Source organism: Paenarthrobacter nicotinovorans (assembly GCF_007670255.1).
In the GTDB taxonomy this organism is placed as follows: Bacteria; Actinomycetota; Actinomycetes; order Actinomycetales; family Micrococcaceae; genus Arthrobacter; species Arthrobacter nicotinovorans_B.
The window spans coordinates 120,174-126,808 of the sequence record NZ_SZVS01000014.1 but is presented as its reverse complement, the minus strand read 5'-3'; the positions used below and the strand labels follow the sequence as shown (position 1 = coordinate 126,808).

The following is a 6,635-nucleotide window of genomic DNA, read 5'->3' as shown; positions in this document are numbered from 1 at the left end:
CAGACACTAACGGCACCACCACCAACCCCACAGGGCCACTGGATCGCTCCGAAGCAACTTTTCAAACTTACCCGAACAACCAGACCTTGGCAAATCAGCGTTACCGCGATTCCAAACCCGACCTCCGAGCCCCCACCCTGCAAACGCACGCTCGAAAGCGCACCGTTTTTCAGGCTGTTATCAAGGGGTTCGGCCTCCGCAGTTCCCAGCTCCAAGCTGTCTCACTCGCGGCGACTCAGAAGACATTACACGCCCCCAACACCCAACACAAATCCACCCCCACGCCACCCAAAAACCCCGCAAACACAAGCCAAACCAGCCCACACCACCCCAAAACCACACGAAACCCAGCCAAAACATGGCCCGTGAACCCCATCACACAAACCGACCAAGCAACCCAACCACCCGCCGTCGAACACCACCCACATGAGCGAGCGTCCACACCAAACCCGGGGGATGTGAGCGAGCATCCGCACCAAAAACGGGGGATGTGAGCGGGCGTTAAACACAAAAGGGCCGGCAGCCATAACGGTCGCCGGCCCTTTCAGAGCTTCACATCAGGAGTCCTAGGCGGAAACCTCGATGGTGGCCAGGTTCTTCTTGCCCCTGCGAAGGAGCAGGAAGCGGCCGTGCAGCAGTTGGTCCTCGCCGATAACGGCGTCGGGATCGGAAACCTTGGCGTTGTTGACGTACGCGCCACCTTCACCGACCGTGCGGCGCGCGGCGGACTTGCTGTCGGAAAGACCAGAGGCGACGAGGAGGTCGATGATCCCCAAGGAGTCGCTGCCGATCTTTGCAGACGGAAGCTCAGCGGTGGCAGCGGCGAGTGTCGGCTCATCGAGCACGGTCAGGTCCCCGTTACCGAAGACAGCTGCCGAGGCAGCAATCACCTTCTCGGTCGCGTCGACACCATGGACCAGCGAGGTCACTTCGTACGCAAGCTTCTTCTGGCCTTCGCGGGCAAACGGGCGCTCCGCCACAGACTCCCCCAAGGCTTCGATCTCAGCACGGGAAAGGAAAGTGAACACCTTGAGGCGGTCCACGACGTCGGCATCGGCCGTGTTCAACCAGAACTGGTAGAACGTGTACGGGCTGCACATTGCCGGGTCCAACCAGATGGCGTTGCCCTCGGACTTGCCGAACTTGGTGCCGTCGGAGTTGGTGATCAGCGGCGTTCCCAAGGCATGGACACTCTTGCCCTCGACCTTGCGGATGAGCTCGGTTCCGCTGGTGAGGTTGCCCCACTGGTCCGAACCGCCGGTCTGCAACGCGCAGCCGTAGTCGCGGAACAGCTGGAGGTAGTCCATGCCCTGCAGGATCTGGTAACTGAACTCGGTGTAGCTGATACCTTCGTCCGAGTTCAGCCGGGATGCCACGGCATCCTTGCGCAGCATGGTGCCCACGCGGAAATGCTTGCCGATCTCCCTGAGGAAGTCGATGGCGCTCAGCGGGGCAGTCCAGTCAAGGTTGTTGACCATGCGGGCCGCGTTGTCGCCCTCGAAGCTGAGGAAACGACGCACCTGGCCCTGCAGGTAGCCCACCCATTCCGTCACTGTTTCCTTGGTGTTCAAGGTGCGTTCCGCCGTCGGACGTGGGTCGCCGATCAGGCCGGTGGAGCCGCCCACCAAACCGAGCGGCTTGTGGCCGGCCAACTGCAGTCGACGCATCAAAAGCAACTGCACAAGGTTGCCCAGGTGCAGGGACGGTGCAGTGGGATCGAAGCCACAGTAATACGTGATCGGGTCCCCGGCGAGCAGCTTTTCCAGTTCAGTTTCGTCAGTGGAAACGTGGACCAGGCCGCGCCATTTGAGCTCCTGCCAGATGTTGGCGAAAGCTGGATCGTTGTGCTGGGACTCGATGTTGTTTACGTGTGACACGAGATCTAAGTTAGCAGGATTGCGGGTACCGGTTTGCCTAGCGCTCGATGCCGGCGGGCACGGGTGCCGCCGCAATGAGGCGCAGCCGCTGCGTGGCACGCGTCATGGCAACGTACAGGTCCCCTACCTTGCCGTGCTCGTGGTTGAGCATGGCCGAGGGTTCCAGGACCACGACGCCGTCGAATTCCAGTCCCTTCGCTTCCTTGGGACTGATCACCACGATGTCCTGCTCATAGCTGCCCGCGCCGGCACCAATACGGTGTCCGTAGATCTCCTTGAGCGCTGCAGTCGCCTGCGGCAGCAAGGGACCGTCGGCAATGACGGCCAGCAGGCCGCCGTCGATCGCTTCGAGTTCCTCCGGCAGGACCTCAACCAGCCGCTGGACGATGCCGTCAGCGTCCACGCGATCCACGATCGGTGACCATTTGCCTTCACGCACGGCTTTGGGCGCCGAGACCACGAGCCCTGCCCGGTTGGCCATGCGGACAGCGGCTTCGGCAATCTGGCTGGGCGTACGGTAGTTGACCGTCAGCTCCTCGAGCGTCCAGCGGTCACCGAACGACGGCGCCAGCGCGCTCTGCCACGAATTGGCACCTGCTGCTGCACTCGTTTGGGCGATGTCACCGACGATGGTGAAGGACTTCAGCGGGCAGCGGCGCACCAACAGCCGCCACTGCATGGGCGAAAGTTCCTGGGCCTCGTCAACCACAATGTGACCAAATGCCCAGGACCGGTCGCTCGTGGCCCGCTCGGCGGCCGTGAGGCGGCTTTCGCGCTCCTGGTTTTGTTCCGCGAGTTCCTCGGCCGTGACCAGGACATCGACGCCCATGGAAGCCATGTTGGCCAAGGTCTGCTTGGCGTTGGCGAGATCGCGCGCCCGGTCTGCTTCCTGCTGGGCCAGTCCCCTGCCGGCTGCCGGATCCAGTTCACCAAGCAGTTCGGCGGCCTCATCCAGCAGCGGAACGTCCGCCTCGGTCCATGGCGCGTCAACCGGCCGCTGGAGCAACGAACGCTGTTCAGGGGTCAGGTGCGGTGTGCAGGCTTCAAGGATGGCGGGCTTGCTGAAGAGCTCCGAGATGAGCTTCTCGGGCGTCATCGGCATCCAGCACAGGTTCAGTGCGATGCGGACATCCCGGACAGAACGGACGTCTTCGGCGAGGTAGGCGCGGTCGGCATTGTTGCCAATGTTCGCTTGCTCGACCATGTCCGTCAGCTGTTCCGTGAGCTCACGAAGGAGGATCTTCACGAAGGTGAGCCGTGCCTCATTGTGGGGCTTGCCCGTGGCACGCGCTTTTTCCCGGGCCCGGCGGACCTGGCGGACGGTGAGCGTCAGCTTCCTCGAGTCGACTTCCAGGATGCGGTCTTCGGCCGGCGTCCGTTGCCGGTTGGCCACAGCGTTGGCCACCACCTTGGCCATGTCCAGCTTGCCCTTGAGCGCGGCGACGTCAGCGTTTTCCTCCGGCACGGCATGGATACCGGGCATGAGGCGGCCCAGGCTGGCCATGACCACACCGGTCTCACCCAGGGACGGCAGCACACGTTCGATGTAGTGCATGAACGACGACGACGGACCCACCAACAGGACACCCGCACTCTTGAGCCGTTCGCGGTGGGTATACAGCAGGTAGGCAGCACGGTGCAGGGCAACAGCGGTCTTTCCTGTACCCGGACCACCCTGGACCACGAGGGCCCCCGAGATGGACGAACGAATGATCCGGTCCTGCTCGGACTGAATGGTGCCAACGATGTCCGACATGCGGCCGGTGCGCTTGGAGTTCAACGCCGCGAGCAGGGCACCCTCACCCTGCAGGGAGTCGTTGTCCGCGAGCATCCCTGCATCCAGGACGTCGTCCTCGATGGCCTTGACGTCACGACCTTGAAGGATCAGATGGCGACGACGACGCACGCCTTGGCGGTCAAAGGCGGTCGCCTGGTAGAAATGGCCCGCTTCGGGAGCGCGCCAGTCCACCATGAGGCGCTGGAGATCGGCCGTGGACAGCCCAATGCGGCCGATGTATTGCGCCTCACCCGAATCAAGGTCCAAGCGGCCAAAGACCAAGCGGTCGTCGACGGCGTCGAGCTGGGCCAGCCGGTCCTCGTACAGAGCCGCGAACGCATCCCGCTCTGAGACGTTCTGCATGGTTCCTACCGCGCCGGCCTTGCGCACCTGCGCCAGCTGGGCGCGCTTTTCGGCGCGCAGCTCATCGAGCCGGGCGTAGAGCCCGGCAACGTATTCCTGCTCGTGGACCAAATCAGCGTCGTGCATCGAACCGTAACCCCTATCGCAAAAGACAGACCTACCATTCTACAGCGATTTTGGTAAACGTGCGGGATACAGGGTCATCTGGCGAGCGGAACAGCCGAAAGTTCACGCTCCGCGGGCAGGTGTGGGGCGCGGAGTTACTACACGGTGGTTTTGCGGTTCCGGGGCCGGGCAGCCTTGTACCTGGACACCGTGGGGTCATCCTCTATCCAGAAACGCCACGGATATTCGGTGCTTCCTCCGGGCCCGGCCACTCCAACGCGAGGGCCACTGACGACGGCAGGCGCCGGAGACTCCGGCAACCACAAGCTGAACGGCGCGGCGAGCGCGTCACGGCCGGTGTCCGCCGTCGTAAGCCCCATGGCGGAAGCGAGCCGTGCCGGACCGCTGGCCAGATCCTTGGGCGCTTTGGATGCCGGCCGCCGTAACGTGGCGAGGCCTTCGCCGTCGACGATCTCCCCTGCCCTCAGAAGCAGGGCCGAGGCTTTGCCGGCCGGGCCGCAAACCAGGTTCGCGCAGTAGTGCATGCCGTAGGTGAAGTAGACGTACAAGAACCCCGCCGGCCCGAACATCGGTGCGTTCCTCGCCGTTGGGCCGCCGAATGTGTGTGAGCCGGGGTCCGGGTGTTCGGAGTCCCGCGGGCCCATATATGCTTCCACTTCGGTCAGCCGCACCGATACCGGGCCAGCGTCCGAGTGGTGCGTCAGGACTGCCCCCAGGATGAGCGGCGCAACAACGCGCGGGTCCCCCTCCAGGAACGTTCGCACCGCCCCGGGGTCACTGACCCCTTTCTCCGTTGACCAACCCATGCCCTCGACCCTAGCAAAACGTCAACAACGGCCCTGTCCGATTTCCGCTAGAAGTCTCCTCCGGCGGCTGGGAGGATGAACCCATGGACTTCTGGCAGCGCTACAAGGCGATCGATGCCCGCGACACCCGCTTCGATGGCCAATTCTTCACGGCGGTCCGTTCCACCGGCATCTACTGCCGCCCGTCGTGCCCGGCGCGCACGCCGAAAGCGGAGAACGTCACCTTCTACGAAACCTCGGCCGCCGCCCACGAGGCAGGGTATCGCGCGTGCAAGCGTTGCCTTCCCGAAGCCGTGCCGGGTACGCCCGCCTGGAACCTGCGCTCGGACGTCGCCGGGCGGGCGATGCGGCTGATCAACGACGGCGTCATCACCCGTGAAGGAGTCGACGGGTTGGCGCGTCGCTTGGGATACTCGGCACGGCAGCTCAACCGCATCCTCGGCCACGAATTGGGCGCGGGCCCGCTTTCCCTGGCACGGGCCAGCAGGGCACAAACGGCCAGGACACTGCTGGTCTCCACAGACATGCCACTCGCGGACGTGGCCTTCGCATCGGGGTTCAACAGCATCCGGCAGTTCAACGACACCATCGGCGAGGTGTTCGCCATGACCCCGACGGCGGTCCGCGCGACGGCGGCTCGCACGTCGGCGGCTCGCACGCCGGCGGCAAAGTCGGATCCCGGACGGGCAGCTGCGTCGGGCCACGCCCCTGGTTCACTGACGCTCAACCTGCCATACCGGGAACCGTTCGATCCGGGTATCTTCGACTTCCTCGCCGCGCGTGCGATACCTGGCATTGAAGCGGCAGAGGCTGAGCCCGGTGGGACTTCCCCCGGCACACGGACGTACAGCCGCACTCTCCAGCTCCCGTGCGGTACAGCCCGGTTCACCGTCACCTACAGCCCGTTACTGCCGGGCAAACCATTGCGGCTGACGGCCTCGGCCGTGGACCTGCACGACCTTCCCGCGCTGTTGAGCCGGGTACGGCGGCTCTTCGACCTTGATGCGGATCCGGAGGCCATCGATGATGCCCTTGCCATGGATCCCCGACTTGCGGGGAGGGTCAGGGCCATCTCCGGGATAAGGGTTCCCGGGGCAGTCGATCCGCAAGAGCTGCTGATCCGGGCGATGATCGGGCAACAGATCACAGTCGCCGCGGCCCGGACGGCCCTTACCCAGTTGTCAGCTGCCGGCTCTCGTGCCGACGCAGCCGTGACCGGTCCCGATGTGCTGTTCCCGACCGCGGCAGAAATCGCCGAGCACGGCCGCGCCCTGCTGCGGGGACCCCAACGCCGTATCGACTCCATCATTTCCGCGGCCGAAGCGATGGCCTCGGGCGCTCTGGAATTCGGCTACGGGGACGACCTCGGAAGTCTCGGGCGGAAACTCCTTCCCCTTCCCGGGGTTGGGCCGTGGACGGTGGGCTACGTGGCCATGCGTGTTTTGGGCGCCCCGGATGTTTTCCTGGCCAACGACGCCGCGGTGCGAAATGGTTTGAAGGAACTGCCCGCCGGCCCCGGTCTCAGCGCCGATTTCCGGGAAGCGAGTCCCTGGCGTTCCTACGCCACGATGCACCTGTGGCGGGCAGCCGCCAAGCGCTAACCCTCGCTCACATCCCCCAGCCTTCCACCCAACCCTCGCTCACATCCCCCAGCCTTCCACCCAGCCCTCGCTCACATCCCGAGGC

The 6,635-nt window shown here is 64.5% G+C and carries 4 protein-coding genes; 1 reads left to right on the top strand and 3 read right to left on the bottom strand.

Annotated elements, in window-relative coordinates; translation table 11 throughout:
- Positions 1–566: 566 nt before the first annotated feature.
- The 3 genes from tyrS to FDP28_RS18645 form a co-directional block, all read right to left on the bottom strand.
- A complete protein-coding gene (gene tyrS / locus FDP28_RS18655) occupies positions 567–1,877 on the bottom strand; it encodes a tyrosine--tRNA ligase (RefSeq protein ID WP_144663093.1) in 1,311 nt (436 codons plus the stop codon).
- 37 nt (positions 1,878–1,914) lie between these two features.
- Entirely contained in the window at positions 1,915–4,143 is a 2,229-nt protein-coding gene (locus FDP28_RS18650) for a HelD family protein (protein WP_144663092.1), read from the bottom strand.
- A 137-nt stretch (positions 4,144–4,280) separates the two neighbouring features.
- Positions 4,281–4,949 (bottom strand): DNA-3-methyladenine glycosylase, encoded by a 669-nt coding sequence (locus FDP28_RS18645; RefSeq protein ID WP_144663091.1) that lies wholly within the window; start codon positions 4,947–4,949, stop codon positions 4,281–4,283.
- A gap of 83 nt (positions 4,950–5,032) precedes the next feature.
- Here FDP28_RS18645 and FDP28_RS18640 point away from each other — a divergent pair, with 83 nt between their 5' ends.
- Positions 5,033–6,550, top strand: coding sequence for an AlkA N-terminal domain-containing protein (locus FDP28_RS18640; protein WP_144663090.1), 1,518 nt, complete (start codon positions 5,033–5,035; stop codon positions 6,548–6,550).
- The last annotated feature ends 85 nt before the right edge of the window (positions 6,551–6,635 follow it).